This is a genomic window from Clostridium sp. 29_15, from assembly GCF_001916075.1.
GTDB classification, from domain to species: domain Bacteria; phylum Bacillota; class Clostridia; order Clostridiales; family Clostridiaceae; genus Clostridium; species Clostridium lentum.
Genome location: NZ_MNRT01000018.1, coordinates 51186 through 71096, shown reverse-complemented (window position 1 = coordinate 71096; position 19911 = coordinate 51186). Strand labels below are relative to the sequence as shown.

General features: G+C 27.0%; 18 protein-coding genes and 2 pseudogenes. 1 reads left to right on the top strand and 19 read right to left on the bottom strand.

All coding sequences use genetic code 11. The features are described 5' to 3' along the window. The 13 genes and pseudogenes from BHW04_RS02730 to BHW04_RS02670 all read right to left on the bottom strand — a co-directional run. A partial coding sequence (locus tag BHW04_RS02730) for an InlB B-repeat-containing protein (RefSeq protein WP_302698790.1) occupies positions 1-1916 on the bottom strand: 1916 nt, incomplete at its 3' end. A gap of 254 nt (positions 1917-2170) precedes the next feature. Then, positions 2171-3577 (bottom strand): sensor histidine kinase, encoded by a 1407-nt coding sequence (locus BHW04_RS02725; protein WP_302698788.1) that lies wholly within the window; start codon positions 3575-3577, stop codon positions 2171-2173. Beyond that, a complete protein-coding gene (locus tag BHW04_RS02720) occupies positions 3561-4247 on the bottom strand; it encodes a response regulator transcription factor (RefSeq protein WP_302698787.1) in 687 nt (228 codons plus the stop codon). Before BHW04_RS02720 ends, BHW04_RS02725 begins: the two co-directional genes overlap by 17 nt. 102 nt (positions 4248-4349) lie before the next feature. Continuing rightward, positions 4350-4925: pseudogene (locus BHW04_RS02715) on the bottom strand (magnesium transporter); the annotation flags it as partial. 272 nt (positions 4926-5197) lie between these two features. After that, positions 5198-5308, bottom strand: a complete 111-nt coding sequence (locus BHW04_RS02710; protein WP_302698785.1) for an AmiS/UreI family transporter — start codon at positions 5306-5308, stop codon at positions 5198-5200. A 21-nt stretch (positions 5309-5329) separates the two neighbouring features. Continuing rightward, entirely contained in the window at positions 5330-6163 is an 834-nt protein-coding gene (locus BHW04_RS02705; RefSeq protein WP_302698784.1) for an urease accessory protein UreD, read from the bottom strand. Between the two features lies 1 nt (position 6164). Continuing rightward, positions 6165-6779, bottom strand: coding sequence for an urease accessory protein UreG (ureG, locus tag BHW04_RS02700; protein WP_302640840.1), 615 nt, complete (start codon positions 6777-6779; stop codon positions 6165-6167). Positions 6780-6828: 49 nt separating this feature from the next. Further along, a complete protein-coding gene (locus BHW04_RS02695; protein WP_291663067.1) occupies positions 6829-7425 on the bottom strand; it encodes an urease accessory protein UreF in 597 nt (198 codons plus the stop codon). Positions 7426-7528: 103 nt separating this feature from the next. Further along, a complete protein-coding gene (locus BHW04_RS02690; RefSeq protein WP_022168258.1) occupies positions 7529-7981 on the bottom strand; it encodes an urease accessory protein UreE in 453 nt (150 codons plus the stop codon). 52 nt (positions 7982-8033) lie between these two features. Next, positions 8034-9749, bottom strand: coding sequence for an urease subunit alpha (ureC, locus tag BHW04_RS02685; protein ID WP_302698782.1), 1716 nt, complete (start codon positions 9747-9749; stop codon positions 8034-8036). Then, positions 9749-10075: an urease subunit beta gene (gene ureB / locus BHW04_RS02680; protein WP_186835025.1), complete on the bottom strand. Its 327-nt coding sequence runs from the start codon at positions 10073-10075 to the stop codon at positions 9749-9751. The genes ureC and ureB overlap by 1 nt, the downstream gene beginning before the upstream one ends. Before the next feature lie 18 nt (positions 10076-10093). After that, positions 10094-10396: an urease subunit gamma gene (locus BHW04_RS02675; protein ID WP_022168255.1), complete on the bottom strand. Its 303-nt coding sequence runs from the start codon at positions 10394-10396 to the stop codon at positions 10094-10096. A gap of 266 nt (positions 10397-10662) precedes the next feature. After that, positions 10663-13695, bottom strand: a complete 3033-nt coding sequence (locus BHW04_RS02670) for a glycoside hydrolase family 2 TIM barrel-domain containing protein (RefSeq protein ID WP_302698780.1) — start codon at positions 13693-13695, stop codon at positions 10663-10665. Between the two features lie 192 nt (positions 13696-13887). On the opposite strand from BHW04_RS02670, the gene BHW04_RS02665 reads away from it, so the two are divergent. After that, complete coding sequence (locus tag BHW04_RS02665; protein WP_302654559.1) at positions 13888-14721, top strand: AraC family transcriptional regulator; 834 nt, start codon at positions 13888-13890, stop codon at positions 14719-14721. 61 nt (positions 14722-14782) lie between these two features. Here BHW04_RS02665 and BHW04_RS02660 read toward each other — a convergent pair whose 3' ends face one another. From BHW04_RS02660 to BHW04_RS02640, 6 genes and pseudogenes are all read right to left on the bottom strand, one after another. Beyond that, the gene (locus BHW04_RS02660) at positions 14783-16147 is read right to left on the bottom strand and encodes an MFS transporter (protein ID WP_302654558.1); all 1365 of its coding nucleotides are present in this window, start codon (positions 16145-16147) and stop codon (positions 14783-14785) included. Between the two features lie 286 nt (positions 16148-16433). Next, positions 16434-16747, bottom strand: a pseudogene (locus BHW04_RS02655) (transposase); the annotation flags it as partial. A gap of 80 nt (positions 16748-16827) precedes the next feature. After that, positions 16828-16995: a hypothetical protein gene (locus BHW04_RS12275; protein WP_441294414.1), complete on the bottom strand. Its 168-nt coding sequence runs from the start codon at positions 16993-16995 to the stop codon at positions 16828-16830. A 134-nt stretch (positions 16996-17129) separates the two neighbouring features. After that, on the bottom strand, positions 17130-17903 hold the full coding sequence (locus BHW04_RS02650) for an ABC transporter ATP-binding protein (RefSeq protein WP_302631610.1): 774 nt from the start codon (positions 17901-17903) through the stop codon (positions 17130-17132). Positions 17904-17916: 13 nt separating this feature from the next. After that, entirely contained in the window at positions 17917-18891 is a 975-nt protein-coding gene (locus BHW04_RS02645; RefSeq protein WP_022168252.1) for a FecCD family ABC transporter permease, read from the bottom strand. After that, complete coding sequence (locus tag BHW04_RS02640) at positions 18881-19894, bottom strand: FecCD family ABC transporter permease (RefSeq protein WP_302698779.1); 1014 nt, start codon at positions 19892-19894, stop codon at positions 18881-18883. Before BHW04_RS02640 ends, BHW04_RS02645 begins: the two co-directional genes overlap by 11 nt. Positions 19895-19911 lie beyond the last annotated feature (17 nt).

Here is a 19911-nt window from a genome sequence, read left to right as displayed (position 1 = left end):
TTTTTAATCTTTTCATCAAATTTAGCGCTTTGTCCTTTTACCTCACTTCCACCTTGTGAGTTAAATACTACATCATAACTATTTTTTGTCCACTTTGCATATAGTGTTATGTCATCTTCCTTTACACTATCATTTTCAAAATCCCATTCAGTTGTAAAGTTTGTATCTGTATACCAACCTTCAAATGTATACCCGTTTCTTATTGGATCATCAATTTTATTTATTAATGTATCTTTTCCTACTGAAAAATATGCTTTATTTATATCTACGTTATCTTTTTGATGACCACCATTAAAATCAAATGTAACAACTGATTCTTCATTATTATACAATTTAATTACATGAATAAATTCTTTACCAGTTAAAGTATCTGTAAGTATAATTTTATAATCTCCTACAGGTAAGTTTGGATTATCTATTCCAATAATCATTTGATTTTGCATTTCTAAAACTTCAAAATACATATCATCTTCTGATACTTCCTGTCCATCTACCCCTAAAATTTTATAATCAAATATTGGAGTGTATTCTAGTAAATTATCATTTATATCTTTAAATACTAAATTATAAACTTCTTCTCTATAAGTACTTAAATCAATTCTATTTTCTCCTTCTATTTCCACTTTATCTAATTTAGGCTTATCTGTAACTCTAGTAATCCATTGTTTTTTATTATCAACATTTTCACACTTTAATTCATACATTGTTTGATTCCAATATGGCTTAAACATTACTTGTCCAGTAGAATTATTAGATGCAGAAATATATTTATGATCTACTAATATCATTCCTGAAGTTTGTGCATCCTTTCCCTCTGTTCTTAATTCAAGTGTTCCATTTAATGCACCTTCTACATTGATTGATCCACTTTCAGAAAAAATTATCTTTGATGAATTTTCACCTAAAAGGTTACCTTTAATATCTAATGTATTTGTTTTAGCTGATATATCTAATTTACTATCTCCTAATAAACTTAAACTTCCATTAACTTCATCAAAATTAGATTCGTCATTTATTTTAATACTACTATTGTTTAATGTAATGTCTTTAAAACCTAAAATAGTTGTTCCAGCCATACCATTATAATTATTTAAAGTTAAATTAGCTTGCCCAAGATTACTTGCTTTCTTAAAACTATTAGCAAAAATATTTCCAATACTAATATTAATATTTCCATTTACACCACCATTTACTCCATTGGCATAAATATCTTCTAATATTTTAACTCCACTATTTAGCTTTAATGTTACATTTCCAGTATAATTCCCTGTATAACTTCCAGTATAAATATTTTCAAAAATAGTATTTTTTCCTGTTGTATTATCTACTACTAATTCTGAATCATTATTATTTATACTTTCAGATGAACTACCATATACTGTTGGCCAACTCTTTTCTGTTGAACTTTCAACTGAAACATTATTCATAACTAACTTATGACCATTTAAAAATATTCCTCTATTATCTACAGACACTCCTGGAAAAGACCATGCAAAATTTTTAAGTACAACATCCGCTTCTAATTGAAATGAAGTTCTAGAGTTTAATGTAGCATCTGTTCCTTCCATACCTTCAATAGTAATATTCTTTTTACATATAAATGGAGCTGCTCCATCACTTCCTTGCCCAAGAATAGTTACATTTCCATTTAAAACAATTGTATCTCCGTCCTTTGCTTGTTCATAAGCAGTACTAAAACTTTTATATGGATTACTTTCAGATCCATTTTCTACTCCATCATGAATTTGTTTAACATATATTTTTTTCCCAGTACTTTGATGATTCTCTAATAAAACACTTTTATTAAATTCATCATTACTTGTAATTAATTCTGAGGCATTAGCTATAGTTATATTGTTAGCCAAAACTGTAATTACACTTGATGCTGCTAATACTTTTTTACTATATTTTTTCATATGATTAATTACTATATATCAAAATATAATTTATATTTTGATATATAGCCCCCTTTCTTATAATTTAAACTATATATACTCAATATTTTTATATTCGTTAAGTCTAACAATATCTGAATATTTTTCTATAGTTAATTTTTAATCACTCGTTAATGATCTTTATGCTATGCTTACCTGTACTCTGTTATCAAGCTCATTATACCCCATATTATGTTTAGGTTATAAACTTACATATTCAATTTTTATATAATATTTTAACTTGGTAAACTTATTATAAATTCAGAACCATTATTAATTTCACTATAAACTTCTATTTCTCCTCCATGAGCATTTACTATTGATTTTGCTATTGTAAGTCCTACTCCAGCTCCTTTCTCATTAGCACCTCTTGATTTATCTAATCTATAAAAACGTTCAAATATATTTTTGTATTCACTTTTTGGTATACCAATTCCACTATCTTTAATACTTATATTGATACTATTATTTTTCTTAAAAACTTTAATATATATCTCATTATTTCCATTATTATATTTAATAGCATTAGATAATATATTTATAATTACTTGAGCAAATTTTTCTTTATCAATTAATGCCTCTATATTTTCTAATTGATATTTAACTACTATATTTTTTTCCAGAGCTTTACCTTCGTAATTATAAGCAATAGATTTTATGTAATTTTTCAAATTAACTATTTCTTTATTTAAATTATCTTTTCCACTATCAAATTTAGCTAACTTTCTTAATTCATCAACAAGATTTGTAATTCTTTTTACTTCTTCATTTATACTATTAAGCCTTTCATTAGTAGGTTCCCAAATCCCTACAATAATTGCATCTAAATGACCTTTTATACTTGTAAGTGGTGTCCTTAGTTCATGAGCTATATCACCAGTTAATTGCTTTCTTAAATTTTCTTGATCATTTAACTCATTGGATAACTTATTTATAGAATTTATCAAATCATCAATTTCCATTATATTACTCTTGTAATTTAATTTATTTTTATAATTTCCCTCACCTATATATTTTGTCATTTTTGAAACCTTAGAAATAGGTTTAGCTATTGATCTGGATATTATTATTGAAATTATTATAATACTGGATATTGAAATAACTCCTATTATAATTATAATCCTATTTATAGCATTAAAAAATTCAACATCATTTTCCATATAATAAGTAGATGCATAATGACCTATATATGCATACCCCACTAAAATATTACCCTCATCATCATTAATATCAACTTTTAACTCTTCAAAATAATTATCCCATTGCTTTTCTATACTTTTCATATTTTTACTTATATCATTTAAAGTTTTATCTGATAATACTTTTTCATCTTCAAATACACTCCATACCTTATTATCATTTTTATCATATATTTCAATTGCAATACCTTTTCTAATGGCTTCTATTCCTAAATTCTCTATAAACTCAGTGTTCCAACTTTCATTTGTATATAGGTTTTTTAAGTCAAATTCAATTAAGTGATTTACTTCTACTTTATTGCTATCATCAACATACTTTTCAAAAGAATATTTAAAAATTGTATTAACAAACAACTTTATTGATAAAATTGTTGCAATCATAATAAGTGTGAAAGATATTATAAGTTTGCTATTTATTGACTTTAATTTACTTTTGTAATCCAAACCTATATCCTACCCCATAAACAGTTTGAATTATTTTAGGATTCCTTGAATCCTCTTCTATTTTTTGTCTTAAATTTTTTATATGGCTGTCTATAGCTCGATCACCTTTTTCATAATATCCTTCAATAGTACTTTCTAGTAAATTTTCTCTTGAATATATTTTTTTAGGATTATTTATTAATGTAAGTAATATTTTATATTCAGTATTTGTTAATATAACTTCTTTTCCCTTAACCTTAACTTCATGAGTGGAAGTATTTACTTCTAATTCTTCCCCATACTTTATTATTTCATTGTCATAACTAGTAATATTACATCTTTTCAAAACTGCTTTAACTCTTAATACTAATTCACTTATATTAAAAGGCTTACAAATATAATCATCACATCCTAAATTAAATCCATCAATCTTATCTTCATCTTCAATTTTAGCTGTTAACATAATTATAGGAACTTCTGATTTACTTCTTATATATTTACATATTTCTTCCCCACTAACATATGGAAGCATTCTATCTAATATTATTAAATCATATTTTTTTGAATTTATTTTATCTATAGCACTTTTACCATCATAAGCAACATCTGAATAATATCCTTCATTATCTAAAAAAGCCTTTATAAATTCACATATTTTTTCTTCATCATCAACTATTAATATATTAGTCATTGTTACCCTCCAAAAAGTTTTTTCTTTTATTTTATAACTATTTTTTTATAACATTTAAAAAGTTGCCCTTAAATATATCTTAAAGACAACTTTTTATAACTATTATATTCCTAAAAGTATTTTTGCAAAAGCAAAATAAACAATTAATGCAAAGGCATCTACTATTGTTGTAATAAGAGGACTTGCCATTATTGCTGGGTCTAAGTTTAGTTTTTTTGATATTATAGGTAAAATTCCTCCTACAACTTTAGCTAACACTATAGTAAAAAATAAACTTGCACATACTGTAAGTGAAACCATAAATCCTGCACTAGTAAATAAATATAACCTTAAGAAATTAACTGATGATAAAATACTAGCAACAACTATACTTACTTTAAATTCTTTAAATATTACTTTAAAAATATCTTTTGTTGTTATTTCTCCAAGTGCTAATCCTCTTATAATCAACGTAGATGATTGAGAACCTGAATTTCCACCAGTATCCATAAGCATTGGAATAAATGATGCTAATATTACTACTGATTGAAGAACATCTTCAAAACCTTGAATTATTGCTCCAGTAATTGTTGCTGATATCATTAATATTAAAAGCCATATTATTCTATTTTTTGCTAATGTCCAAACTGAAGTTTTTAAATATAGTTGTTCAGTTTTCTCAATAGTATCCATCTTTTGTTTAGATTTTTTATCTAAATGTTGACTTAATTCACTCATTTTGTTTTCTTGAACTGCTCTTAATAATTCTTGTGCCATAATTTCCTCCTTTAGAGTTCATATATACACAAGTAAATTAGTAAGGTTATTTAAATTTAAAACATTGTGACATATATGAACTACTTATCCTATTTAATATTTTTATTTCATTATTTCCTAAAGGTATATCATCCATATAAATCACACTCCTTAATCAGTTTACTTCTTAAGTTTACAAAACAATTGTGGAGAAATTATGAGCTTTTTATTTTAATTCTAGCTGATTTTTCATCTATATTATACAACCTGCTAATACCATTATTCATTAAAACTATTCCCACATATAGTAATACTATTCCTAACATCTTTATTCACAACCTATCTTACTAATATTTACGTATAGATAACTCTTTTGAGTTTAAAAATTTCTTTCTTACAAAGTTATGACATAAATTTATTGCACTTTCTATATTTTGAGTCAAATTCCCCAAAACTCTTAATACAAATCCACTTACTTCAAGTTCTGATATTCCAAAATAAATTGGCAAATTTAAATTATTAATATTATTTCTTAAATCCTCAAGAATTTCCACATTAATATTTTTATTTATTACAAGTAATGTTCCAAAATTTTCATAGCCTTCAAAAAAACCTAATTTAGTAACATCATCTTTTCTTGGATTTATTAATAAATTATCTAATAGAACTATTTTATTATTTACATATACTTTTGTTTTCAACTGAACACTGCTATATTGAAATTTTTCTCCTTCTTTTGACCATCCTGATGTAATTCCATCACTATATATTAGTGTTGAACTTTCATCCATATAAATATTGTTTACCTGCTTATAAATTGCATCTTTATAAAGTATTACACTATCTGTTATATACTCTAAGATGCTATTTTTATGTAAATTTATTAACGTTTCTTGTTCAACTTTCTCTCCATGTACACATTTATATACTTTTGTAGAAGCTTGAGTTGTTATAATTGATCTTGCATCTTCCTTTAGATTAATGCTGTATTTATATTTTTCACCTTCAACATATCCTCCTCCAAGGCCAACTATAAAATAAGTTGAAATTTTTTCACTATCAAGATGAATAGTTGGAGATAATTTTATTAGACCATCAAATCTTTTTTCACTTATAACAGTTTTATCATTCTTTTTCTCCAATACTATTTCAAATTCTCCTGCATATTTACTGTTACTCATATTAATTAATTCCTTCTAATAAACAATTCTTTTTAATCCATGATAAAACTTCATTTACACCTTCATCCTTTTTTAAATTAGTAAATATAAATGTCTTTTCTTTTCTAAATGTTAATGTATCTCTTCTCATAACATCTAAATCTGCTCCAACATAAGGAGCTAAATCTATTTTATTGATGATAAACAAATCACTCTTTATCATTCCCTGACCTGCTTTTCTTGGAATTTTTTCACCTTGCGCTACATCAATAATATAAATGGAAAAATCAACTAAATCTGGACTAAAGGTTGCAGCTAAATTATCTCCACCACTTTCTAAAAAAATAATATCTAAATCATTAAACCTGCTTTTCATTTCTTCTATAGCAGCAAAATTCATTGATGCATCTTCTCTTATTGCTGTATGTGGGCACCCGCCTGTCTCTACTCCAATAACTCTATCTTCACTTAACACAGAATTCTTCACTAAAAATTTAGCATCTTCCTTTGTATAAATATCATTGGTAATAACTGCAAATTTATATTCATCTTTTGCTAATCTAGTTATTCTTTCTATTAATAAAGTTTTTCCACTTCCAACAGGACCTCCTACCCCTATTATTACTGGTTTTTTCATATATCTCACCCTTTACCATATAACTAATTTTAATTTTCTTTTTTTGATTTTAAGACATAAATAATCTAAACTCTAGTATTTCATGATTTATCTGAGCTAATTCAATACCTGGAATACTTGCACCAAAAAAACTATAATCTAAGTTTTTAATTTTTTTATATAAAACTTTAAAACTCTCACTACACTTTTGAAGAATTATTTGACCATCTTTTTGTCCTAATGGTATAGCTCTGACACCATTTTGAATAAGTGTTGAAATTGTACTATACATATGAAAAATTATAGCTTCCTCTTCATTAAAATTTAAAGAATACATAAGTAATCCAAACACTATAGCTGGATGACCAAAAGCCTTCTTTCCATTTATTTTTTCTTCATACTCTTTTAAAATGTCACTATCATATAAATCAAGAAATAATTTAATCATTCTGCTGGCTATAAGCTTTGATCCATTTCTAGTTTCTTTAGCTATGGTTTGAACTGTAAGCATTCTATCAAGTTCTAAAATTTTTTCCCATTCATTCTTATTCAAATATTCATACAACATCCTAATTGCCAATCCATCACTATAAATAAATACATTGTTTAAAAACACATCAAGGTATTCTTTTAAACTTTCTGCATTTGTAATCTTGTTATTTCTCAAATAACTCTCCATACCATATGAATGATTAAAGGAACCTATAGGAAAGTTAGAGTCACATATTTGAATAACACGCAATACATTTATAATATTATCTTCATTACTTTTAGTGTGTGTGTGCAAATTCAACATGTTTAAACGCCTTTTTTAAAGTTATATTTTCTCTTGAATAATTAACATTATCTCTTTTTAATTCTTCTTCTACTAACCTATCATATTGGATTATCATTTTATCATCTTCAAATTGTGCTTGAAGATGCCTATTTCCTAAAGCGTGTGCTATTACTCCCATTTCAGTTATACTTGAAGGTTTAATAATTAACACATCTTCACTATTAGCTTTCACAACTATAAGTTTCTTATCTTCATTATAAAGAATATCACCATCTTTTAATTTTTCGTTATTATCTAATGTTATTCCATACTCTCTGTTATGGTCTGAAGTTACTCTTAAAATTCTTTTAAGCATATCTTCACTATTTAAATATATTGTTTCAACATGATATCCATTTAAATCATCTATTTCATTAATATTTCCTATTATCTCATGAAAAATCATTTCTCAATCCCTCCTATAAGATTTAAAAATTATATTAAATTTATTTTTAAACTTAGAATAAGAAGTATCTTTGTGCCAATGGTAATTCTTTTGCTGGTTCACAAGTTATTAACTCTCCATCTACAGTGACATCATAAGTTTCTGGATCAACACCAAGCTTTGGAGTTGCATTATTTAATTTCATATCTTTCTTTGTTAAATTTCTTATTCCGCCTACTGGTAATACTAACTTTTGTAATCCTAATTCTTCTTTTATGCCATGCTCATATGCGTATTTAGAAACAAAAGTTGCAGAAGTTGGATATTTTGCTTTTCCATATGCAGCAAAACAATCTCTATAAAATTCTGGCTGACACGTTGGAATAGATGCATTTGCTTCTCCTATTATTGATTTATTTACCATACCACCTTTAACTACCAGATGTGGTTTTACACCAAAGAATTGTGTATCCCAAAGTACTAAATCTGCCATTTTCCCTACTTCTATGGAACCTACATATTGTGATATTCCTTGTGCTAATGCTGGATTTATTGTATATTTTGCAATATATCTTCTCACTCTATTGTTATCATTTTCTTCAGAGTCACCTTCTAATATTCCTCTTTGTCTTTTCATCTTACTTGCAGTCTGCCATGTTCTAGTAATAACTTCACCTATTCTTCCCATAGCCATTGCGTCAGAACTCATAATACTAAATACACCCATATCTTGTAATATATCTTCCGCTGCAATTGTTTGATGTCTTATTCTAGAATCTGCAAATGCAATATCTTCTGGAACTTTAGAATCTAAGTGATGACATACCATTAACATATCTAAATGTTCTGCAATTGTATTTATAGTAAAAGGTTTAGTTGGATTAGTTGATGCTGGTATTACATTAAGTTTAGAAGCTACTTTTAACAAATCTGGTGCATGGCCCCCACCTGCTCCTTCAGTATGATATGTATGAATTGTTCTTCCTGCAATTGCTTCAATTGTATGTTCTACAAATCCACCTTCATTTAATGTATCAGTATGTACTGCAACTTGAACATCATATTTATCCGCTGTTTTTAATGAGTAATCTATTGCAGATCTTGTTGCTCCCCAGTCTTCATGAACCTTAAGGCCACAAGCACCTGCTTCAATTTGCTCTGCTGTAACCCTTATATTAGCTCCACTACCTTTTCCTAAAAAGCCAAGATTTATTGGAAAGCTTTCTGCAGATTGTAACATACGATGAATATTCCACTTTCCTGGTGTTGAAGTAACGGCATTAGTTCCATCAACAGGGCCTGTTCCTCCCCCTATAAGTGTTGTTATTCCTCCTTCCAGTGCAGCATTAACAACATCTGGGCTTATATAATGCACATGAGTATCTATACCACCTGCAGTTATTATCCTGCCTTCTCCAGCCAATGCTTCTGTACTTGGTGATACTATAAAATCCACATCATCCATAGTATAAGGATTACCACCTTTACCGATAGCTAAAATCTTTCCATCACGAATACCAATATCAGCTTTATATATTCCTGTATAATCTACAACAGTAGCTCCTGTAATGATAAGGTCTGCAACCATAGGATTTTCTCTGCTTTCAATTGCATTTTGTCCCATTCCATCTCTTAAAACCTTACCACCTCCAAATTTACATTCATCACCATATCCTGTATAATCTTTTTCAATTTCAATAATTAAATCTGTATCTCCTAACCTTATTTTATCTCCCTTTGTTGGTCCAAATAATTCTAAATAACGATGTCTATCAATTTCAAAACTCATTATTCTTTTACTCTCCTTCCATCTAAGTATCCGTCAACTAAATTACGCAAACCGTAAACTCTTCTAACTCCACCAATATCTATTAAATTTATTTCTTTTTTATCTCCAGGTTCAAATCTAACTGCAGTACCAGACGGAATGTCTAATCTCTTTCCATAAGCTTTTTCTCTATCAAACTTTAAGTAATCATTTACTTCGTAAAAATGATAGTGAGAACCTATTTGTATAGGTCTATCACCGGTATTTATCACCCCAAGTTTTATTGCTTCTTTTCCTTTGTTATATTCTATAGTTCCTTCTTTTATAATAAATTCTCCAGGTATCAATTATGTCTATCTCCTTTCTTAACGTATTGGATCATGTACTGTAACTAATTTAGTCCCATCTGGAAATGTTGCTTCAACTTGAACTGTATGAATCATTTCAGGTATACCTTCCATTACATCGCTTTTACTTAAAATTTTTGTACCATAGTCCATTAAATCTTTTACTTCTCTCCCTTCTCTAGCACCCTCTAAAAGCTCATTAGTAATTAGCGCTACAGATTCAGGATAATTTAGCTTTAAGCCTTTCTCTTTTCTTCTCCTTGCAACATCTGCAGCAACAACAATCATAAGTTTTTCTCTTTCTCTGTCTGTTAAATGCACTTGTTTTTTCCTCCCTTTTCATATTACCTTATTAAATATTATGTATTATTTGTAATTTTCTAATTAAGATACATAAATTTAAAAATTAGCATAAAAAAAATAAAAAATGTTACATATATTTATACAAGATTTCACTTACTAAATACATTTAACATTTTTTTAAATAAACCCACGCAAATTCAAAATTATGAATTTGGTGGGTTTTGTTGTGTAAACTAAGCGTAACACTTATAGACTAGAATATTTTTAATTAAATCCGGTTGTGCTTAAAGTTTATTTGTTCTTACAAATTTTAAATAAAAATCATATGAAAAATCTTCTTCATTAAGTCTATACTTTTCAGGTAAATCAGGACCACAACTATTTGAACCAATACCACTTTGCTTATAATCAACAATTAAATAAGTTGAATCTTCTTCAATTAAATCAAAATTATGATTTGTATTAGTTAATTGCTCAACAGAAAAATGTGAGACATTAAATGCAAAATCATTTTCAGATAAAACATATATCTTTCCACAATCATTCTTAACAGATACTTCTCTACAGAAATGATGACTTCCATTTTCTTGAGGTTTTATATAGTCTTCATGCATTTCAGAAACTGTTGAATTAAATCTTCCTAAGTAGCAACTTGAATTTTTATCTATATAATTTTCATATGGACCAAAACCAAAATAGCTTACATCTTCATATGATTTATTTAATTTAAATTTCACTCCAAAACGTGGTAAATAAGGAGTTTTCATATTTTTATTGGCTTTAATATCACATTTAATTAAACCAGATGAATAAATGCTCCATGTTACCTTAACATCAAGTACTTTTTCTCTATATATTGGAAGTAAGCTTAAGAAACTAACTATGTCCACTTTATTTGAAAACTCTTTAATTTCAGTATTATATACATATGGCGTAATTTGATTAAAACCAGCCTCAATCCAAAGATTTTTAATTTTTCTATCATTATCTGTAGGTGATCTCCAAATAGAAAATTCCATTGGATTATCTACAAATACTTCTCCTAGTGATTCAATATAATCAAATGTTGCTGTATTTTTATTGTATACAAAATTAAAATTTAAACTTGTGATTTTTATTGTATTAACTTTTTCTTCTATACAAAACTTTTCTTCATTATTACTAATTTCTATTAATTTATTCACAGAGTCTATATTTTTTGCTTCAGTTTCTATAATAAATTGATCATGACCTAATGTAATACCTTTTCTACAAAGAGAATTATCAAATTTTATACTATACTCAAACAATATAGTAGTAATTCCAACAGGTAATTTTGGTATATTTAAATCATACCATTTTTCTTCTTTTGCACTTAAATTTTCTAATTCTAATTTTTCTAATAAGATAAGTTCACCATCTACGCATATTTTATAAGTAACATCTAATAATTCACTAGCATCTTTAAAATCAAGCATATTTTTAAACTTAACTTTTTTATTAGTTTGATTAAATTCTAATGCTCTTATAGGTCTGTTAATATTCTTATATTCTAGTAACCCAGTATGAGGTCTTCTATCAGGATAAACTAAACCATCAACACAGAAGTTTCCATCATGATTTTCTTCTCCAAAGTCTCCCCCATAGCCATATGCTTTTTTGCCATTTTTATTTTCATTCATAACAATAGCATGGTCACACCATTCCCAAACATATACCCCTGCAAATTCATCATGATTTTGCAGTAATTCATCATATTCAATTAATCCTCCAGGCCCATTTCCCATTGCATGTGCATATTCACATAATAAAAATGGCTTGTCTATACCTTTTTCAAAATACTCATTGATTTCATCTATACTTGGATACATACGACTAATAACATCAAGATTGCTAAAGTCATTTTTTCTTTCTTTATTTGCGTAATATGCTCCTTCATAATGTATTGGACGTGAAGAATCTAGCTCTTTAGAATATTTGGCTCCAATTTCAAAGTTAATTCCAAATCCTGATTCATTTCCAAGTGACCACATAAAGATGCAAGATCTATTTCTAAACGGAACTATAGAAGAATCAATTCTATCAACAATAACATCTCTATAAGTTACATCATCAGCTATCATATTATAATTATCTAAATATCCTAAGCCGTATAACTCAACAACACCATGAGCTTCAATATCAGCTTCACTCATAACATAAAATCCATATTCATCACATAACTCATAAAAAATTGGAGCTTTAGGATAATGTGAAGTTCTTATAGAGTTAATATTACATTCCTTCATTAATTTTAAGTCTACAAGCAAATCATCATGATTAACTACATACCCTTTAACAGGATCAGAATCATGGTGATTAACACCTTTTAGTTTTACAGGTACGTTATTAATTTTTAAAACAGAATTTTCTATTTTAACTTCTCTCATACCTATTCTTTCTTTTATAACTTCATTTTCTGTTCTTATTAATAATGTGTATAGAATAGGTGATTCAGCACTCCAAAGTTCTATATCATTAATGTCTATTTGTATTTTATTATTATCTATATTGCCAGATGATATAACTTCATTATTAGGATTAAGTAAACTATAGTTAATAGTTGGATTACCAATAGTAGAAAGAATCTCAACATCTAATTTTCCTTCTTTAGCTGATACATCAACAGTAGGAGTTATTTTATAATCTACAACTCTTGATTTTGCTCTTTTTAATATATATACATCTCTAAAAATACCTGACATTCTAAATCTATCTTGATCTTCAAAATAAGTACCATCACACCATTTTAGAACTAGTACTGTAATTGTATTTTTACCATTTACTAAAAACTTTGTAATATCAAACTCAGATATTCCATGAGATATCTGACTATACCCAACAAAATCTCCATTTACGTAAAAGTAAAAGCAAGAATCAACCCCTTCAAAATTTATATTATAATCATATTCTTCAGGAAGTACTTCAAAGTCAAACTCTTTTTTATAAACTCCACATGGATTCTTTTTAGGAACAAAAGGTGGATTATAAGGAATAGGATATTTTACATTAGTATATTGATTATAATCATATCCATTTACTTGCCAAACAGAAGGCACCTCTATTGTATCTAAAAGAATTATTTCATTAATATTCTCAAATTCTTTAATTGATTGTAATGTATTAAAATATCTAAACTGCCATTTGCCATTAAGTAAAAAAAAGTTATTTTGTTTATTTCTGTCCTTAATAGTAATAGCTTCATTCGTATCTACAAACGGAACATAATAACTCCTTCTTTGCATCATATTTACATGCAGTTTAGAAATATCTTCATGGTATTCATTTAGTAATAACATTTTTATCCTCCCAATATATTTTTCAGCATTATGGAATAATGTTTCATATATTTTATTTTTTAATACGTATTTTATATATGTTTCTATAATAAAATATTAATATATTAATTATTACTTTAGAATATTCATAGGTTTCCTAAATATGGTATAATGTTTCTTGTAAATTTTTTTATATAGAGGTGATATACATACATGCAAATACTTTGGAAAAAATATACAAAAGAAAATTTTGAACTTAACTTAGATGAATGTGGAATAGAGCAGGGTATTCCTGGATTTGGATATAAGTATGAAGTGTTAAAAAATTCTGTTATACATTATGTAATTAGAGGATACGGAACATTTAAGCTTAATGATAAAATATATAATTTAAAAGAAGGAGATATATTTATATTATTAAAAGGTATGGATGTTGAATATATGGCTTCTATTGATAATCCTTGGGAGTATTGCTGGATAGGTTTTAGTGGTTCAAAAACTGGTGAATATTTAAATAGAACTTCTATTATTGATTCTAATGTTGCTACTTGCAAGGAAAACTCAAAAATACCATGTATAATATTAAATATGTGTGATATATCAAAAAATTATAATCCATCCAATTCTGATGATATATTATTATTAAATGAACTTTGCTCATTATTATATGAACTCATAAGAGAGTTTCCTAAACCTTTTGAGTATAAAGATAAAGAGATACATAAATATATTCAAGATGCTATTAATTTTATTAATTCCAACTATATGAATAGTATAACTGTTACTGAAATTGCTGAACATGTAAACTTAAGTAGAAGTTATTTATATAAAATGTTTATAAAAAATCTTAAGATTTCTCCACAAAAATATCTTATAAATCTTAGAATGTATAAAGCAACACTTTTATTGAAAAATACTAAGCTCCCTATAAGCGAAGTTGCAAATAATGTAGGCTATAGTGACTCTTTATTATTTTCAAAAACTTTTTCAAGATATTTTTCAATGTCGCCATTAAATTATAGAAATAATAAAGTGAATAATGAATAAAATACAAAAAGTAGAAATGAAGTTTAATTTGATAAACTTCATTTCTACTTTTATTAAATTTCTATTGGCTTATTCTTGTAACACCATTTTTTAAGTCATCAACTATTGCATCATATTCTGCTTCAGATAAATTATATCTTCTTAATAATAAGAAGCTTATTACTACAAATATACATGGAATTATACTTTGTATTAAGTGAATTCCGTTTAGTGTAAATGTAGATTGAGATGAATTAGCATTATAACCGATATAAGCTAAAATATATCCGCATACAGAACCACCAATTGCACTGGCAATTTTACTTTTAAATATATTTATAGAGAATATCATTCCTTCTGATCTCTTTCCCGTTTTCCATTCTCCGTATTCAACGCAATCAGCAACCATAGATGTTAAAGTAATATACCCTGCTCCATCAAAAATTCCACTTATAAAGTTTATAAGTATTAGTAAATGTAAAGAAGAATATGATAGGAAAAATACCATAAGTGACCCTACTGCACTAGCTAATAATCCTAATAGAGCAGTTTTTTTCTTTCCTAATTTACTTGATATATACGGAGAAATTATTCCTCCCACTATACTTGCAGCCATACCAATAGAGCTTACTACTGGTATCATCATTTCTGAATTAAAGTTATACTTTACATAATATATCAATATTGTATTTTTTATTGAACCGCTTAACTCTAATACTAACATTGATAATAGAACTATTCTTAAAGGCTTGTTTGATTTTAATAAATTTATAAATTGTTTTACGCCTTGCTTTTCTTTTTTATGGCTATTATTGGTAAGTTCTTTAACTCTAAAAGCAGTAATCCAAGTAAAAACAGTAGCAAAACAAACATAAATTATAGCTACCTTGCTCCAGCTTCCAAGAATTGATACAAGTGGTATAGTAAGTGATAATACTATAAAGTTACCTACATATGCTACTGTTCTTGCTGCTGTAACAATTTTAGTTTTCCCTTGAGAAGACCTTGTAATATTTGCAGATAGTGACCAATACGGTATATCCATAGCCGTAAAGCTTATTCCCCATAAGATATATGAAACATACATCCATATTATCTTATTACTATAACTTAAGTCAGGTGATGAAAAACACATTATTGTTGCAACTCCCATAAATATAGGAACAACAAATAAATAAGGTCTACTTTTTCCTAATTTTGTATTAGTATTATCAACTATAATACCCATTATTGGATCTGTTATTGCATCTATAATTCTTGCCACTAAAAATAATGTACCTATTGCCGCTGCACCTATTCCAAATTTATCAGTTAAAAAAATTAAAAAATAAGAATTAATTAATGCATATATCATATTATTTCCTAAGCTTCCTGAGCTATAATTTAATAAAGTTTTTACAGAAATCTCACTATTTTCATTAATTTGTTTGTTTATTACTGTTCTCAAAATTTCACCCCTATATTTATAATAAAATCTACAACACCTGTTTAATTAAACTTTAGAAATCGATTTCTTAAATCTCATATATATTATTACAATAATTTTCTTATAATAAAATAGAATTAAGTTTTTAAAATATTGATTTATGTTTCCTATATCTAAGTTTTCATTCCACAATTTATATCTATATTCATCATCATAAAACTTTCTAACTTTACCTTGCAGTTACTTATTATAACTTTCTATTTTATGGTCTTATGTCAATATTTTGGACACAAAAAGTCAAACTTTTTTATGCTGCACTTCTAGCTAATAATTCATATTGTTCTGGTGTCATGTAATTAATAGAAGAGTGTATTCTTTTTCTGTTATACCAACCTTCAATATATTTAAATATAGCTATATTGGCTTCTTCGAAGGTGCGATATGTATTTCTATAGATTTCTTCCTTCTTTATTGAAAAATGGAAAGATTCTATACAAGCATTGTCATAAGGACAACCTTTTTTTTACCGAAAGCGTAGCCAATTATTTTTTTAGAATGTAAGTCAAGAACTGAAGCTAAATAGCACCAACCATCCCTACTAGTATGAATATATGTAATATCTTCTGCCCTTTCCCATAATGGACACATCATTTCTTAACTAAATATTATTTTACTTAGTTCGTCTTAATGTGTCCACTACTTTATACTAACACCATTCCAGCTATTACTTTCCCTATAGTTTCTTCACTTACTGATAAATTATTAGAATTAAACCCATAATCCAATAAAAATGCAGTTTTATTTTGAACTTTTTCTAATTTTTCATGAATATAATCATTTTTACTTTGAATATCTTCTTTTTTTCTTATTTTATTAATAAAAAAATAAATTTACTTACCAATGTATTTTAGATTACCTTGTGTCTATAAAATAAACCCACAAAAATCATGATTTTTGTGGGTTTCATGTATAGAAGTGATGTAATACTCACATTTAAATATTGCTATCTTGGAATACACATTGGTCTATTAGTAATAGGATCAGGAATTACTATACTCTCTATACCAAATACATCTTTTAACATTGTTTCATTAAATATATCATGTACTTTACCTTTTGAATATATCTTCCCATTTTTCATACAAACAAGATTATCTGCATATCTAGCAGCTTGATTCAATTCATGTATTACTATAACTATTGTTTTTTTAGTCTTTTTATTTAAATCTTTTAGTAACTCTAAAATTTCTATTTGATATGCTAAATCTAAATAAGTTGTAGGTTCATCTAATAACAATATATCTGTATCTTGAGTTAATGACATTGCAATCCATGCACGTTGTCTTTGTCCACCAGATAATGAATCTAATTTCCTATCTTCAAATTCCTTAAGTCCAGTTACCTCAATAGCCCAATTTACTATTTCTTCATCTTCTTTTGATCTTCCTCCAAATAAACTTTTATATGGATTTCTTCCAAAATAACAAAGTTCCTTTACTGTTATACCTTCTGGTGCTATTGGTCCCTGCGGTAAAATTGCTAACTTTTTAGCTAATTCTTTAGGTTTATAATCATGTATTGATTTTCCTTCTAAAAATACATTTCCTTCCTTAGGAATTAATAGTCTACTCATTCCACTAAGTAAAGTAGATTTTCCACAACCATTTGCTCCAATTAAAATGGTAATTTCACCTTTTGAAATAGATATATCAATGTTATTAACTATTATTTTGTCCTCATATCCTAAAACTAAGTTTTTTATATCTAAGCTCATTATAATTACTACCTTTCTAATTAGATTTTTTTCTTAATAACAAATATAAGAAATAAGGTGCTCCTATTATAGCTGTTACTATTCCTACTGGAATTTCACTTGGTGCAATTATAGTTCTTCCTATAATATCTGCTGTAATTAAAAGTATTGCTCCAATTAAACCACTTAATGGAATAACTAAAATATGTTTATATCCAACTAAATTTTTTGCTATATGTGGTGCTACAAGTCCTACAAATCCTATAGTTCCACTTACACTTACACTACTAGTTGTAAGTATTATTCCTATTAATAATAAACCAACTTTTAATAAACTTACCTTTTCACCCAAATTAATAGCTATATTATCACCTAATGATAATATATCTACTTTATGTGCTAATACTATAGCTAATGGAATAAATATTACTACATAAGGTGTTAGTACTTTTACTTCATTCCAATATCTTCCCCATACACTTCCCGTTAACCATAAAAGAATAGTTTGTATATTTTCTGAATTGCTTATATTTAAGTATTGTATTCCTGCATCAAATAATGCACTTATAGCTATTCCCATTATTACTATACTAGTATTTTTGAAATTTGTTTTTTTAGTTAGTATATAAATAATAGTTCCTGCTAAAAGCCCTCCAACCATAGCCCATAAGGATATAGGCTCTTTTAAACCTAGACTTATTGCCATACAAGCAAAAAAGCCTGCTCCTTTTCCTATCCCAAGTACATCAGTAGATGCAAGTGCATTTCTAAGTACACCTTGAAAAATAGCCCCTGCTACAGCTAAACTCATACCTACCATTATACATATTAATAATCTAGGTATTCTATATTCAAAAATAATGAAAGAGTATTTTGAAGTTGAATTATTAAATATTGCATTAAATACATCTGTTATATTTAATATCTTACTTCCAAAGAGTAAGCTTATAAAAGATACAAGCACTAACATTATTATATTTATAGTAAATATTAATGTATTTTTACTTTTCACTTACTCCACCTCTTTTCATTTCTTTATTAGCTAGTATTATATAAAAAACTGCTCCCATAAAAGCTGTTACTATTCCTACTGGTGATTCATAAGGATACTTTAAAATTTTAGATATTATATCTGATAATAAAAGCAAATTGGCTCCATATATACCGCATAATATAAAACTTTCTCTAAAATTTCTTGCTCCTAGCTTAATTACTATATGAGGAGTTATTAATCCTATAAATGATATTGGTCCTGCTATTGCTACAGAAGAACTGGATAGTAAAATTACTACTATAGTTGCTATACTTTTTATTACTTTAATATTTTCTCCTAAGCTAATTGCTATGGCATCCCCCATTTTTAATGTATCCATTGAATTTGATATTTTAATTATTAAAAGTATTGATATAATAAAACATGGTAATAACTCCACTATATGTGTAATTTGAGCATGATGAACTCCTCCAATCATCCAAAACAGTAAATCTGATGTTTTACTATCATTAAATAGCATTATAAATTTTGTTATAGAGCTTAAAAATAACTGTATACTTATTCCTACTAATGTTACTTTTAATGGTGATAAATTTCTAATTTTCCCTATTGTTTGAACAGTTATCCCTACAAATCCTGCTCCCAAAAAAGATGCTAATATTTTTGTTTTATATCCTAATGCAGGAAAAAATACCATTACTATAACTACTGATAAAGTAGCTCCTGCATTTATTCCTAAAACTTGAGATGATGCAAGTGGATTTCTAGTTAAGTTTTGCATAATTAATCCAGAAATAGCCATAGATGCTCCAACTAATATACATAATAATACACGTGGAAGTCTAATAGTTGTTATTATTAAATCCTCTTTACTTCCACTATAATCAAAAATAGCACTTATAATATCCTTAAAGCCTATATCACTCATTCCTATTAAAATGTCTATTAATAAAAATACCCCTATTGCTAATATACCTATAGTTGAAAATATTAAAAATTTATTTTTATTTATAGACTTCACTTGCATCACCATCCTAT

Excerpts from the sequence above, each read along its gene's own strand:
- BHW04_RS02670 (WP_302698780.1), bottom strand. The coding sequence starts at position 13,695 with ATGTTATTACTAAATGAATACCATGAAGATATTTCTAAACTGCATGTA.
- BHW04_RS02705 (WP_302698784.1), bottom strand. The coding sequence starts at position 6,163 with ATGAGTAACAGTAAATATGCAGGAGAATTTGAAATAGTATTGGAGAAA.
- ureG (WP_302640840.1), bottom strand. The coding sequence starts at position 6,779 with ATGAAAAAACCAGTAATAATAGGGGTAGGAGGTCCTGTTGGAAGTGGA.
- BHW04_RS02665 (WP_302654559.1), top strand. The coding sequence starts at position 13,888 with ATGCAAATACTTTGGAAAAAATATACAAAAGAAAATTTTGAACTTAAC.
- BHW04_RS02690 (WP_022168258.1), bottom strand. The coding sequence starts at position 7,981 with ATGATTTTTCATGAGATAATAGGAAATATTAATGAAATAGATGATTTA.
- BHW04_RS02720 (WP_302698787.1), bottom strand. The coding sequence starts at position 4,247 with ATGACTAATATATTAATAGTTGATGATGAAGAAAAAATATGTGAATTT.
- ureC (WP_302698782.1), bottom strand. The coding sequence starts at position 9,749 with ATGAGTTTTGAAATTGATAGACATCGTTATTTAGAATTATTTGGACCA.
- BHW04_RS02710 (WP_302698785.1), bottom strand. The coding sequence starts at position 5,308 with ATGTTAGGAATAGTATTACTATATGTGGGAATAGTTTTAATGAATAAT.